The following is a 645-nucleotide window of genomic DNA, read 5'->3' as shown; positions in this document are numbered from 1 at the left end:
ATACCGTACAATTGTAGCTGGGATAGAAAAAGTTATTTTCGAGGATGAAAAAGCTGAACAAGAGTTAGAGTTTCAAGAGAAGTTAAATCATCATCCTATCACCGCTGAACAAATTAAAGAGACTATTGATGCGTTAGAGAAGCGTCTTCAGCAAGAACCTAAAAACCGCGAGGTTAAAAAGGCAAAGAGACTGCTAGAGAAGGACCTCTTACCTCGAAAGGAAAAATACGAATTTCAAAAACAAACGTTCAATGGCCGAAACAGTTACTCCAAAACAGATAAAGATGCCACTTTTATGCGAATGAAAGATGATCATATGAAAAACGGACAATTAAAGCCGGGATATAATGTCCAAATTGGAACAGAAAATCAATTTATTACTGGATTTAGTTTACATCAACGTGCGGGTGACCCCGGATGTCTTCGACCTCATTTCGATTTACTAAAATCCTACGGAAGAAAACAACCCCAAGCGATTATCGCTGATTCTGGCTATGGAAGTGAGGAAAATTATACTTTCTGTGAACAACAAGGCATCGAAGCGTTTGTGAAATATAACACCTTTGATAAAGAACAAATGAGGGCGTGGAAGAAGCAAGTTGGACGTATTGAAAATATGACCTATGATGAGGAGCTTGATGAATG

Annotated in this window: 1 protein-coding gene; it reads left to right on the top strand. The window is 38.1% G+C overall.

All coding sequences use genetic code 11. The features are described 5' to 3' along the window. The coding region (locus IEV91_RS21520; protein ID WP_188499468.1) for a transposase at positions 1-645 on the top strand (645 nt) is incomplete at both ends.

Origin of the sequence: Pullulanibacillus pueri, assembly GCF_014639255.1 — a bacterium.
GTDB lineage: Bacteria > Bacillota > Bacilli > Bacillales > Sporolactobacillaceae > Pullulanibacillus > Pullulanibacillus pueri.
Note: the sequence above shows the minus strand (reverse complement) of the source record. Positions and strands in the feature narration are given on the sequence as shown.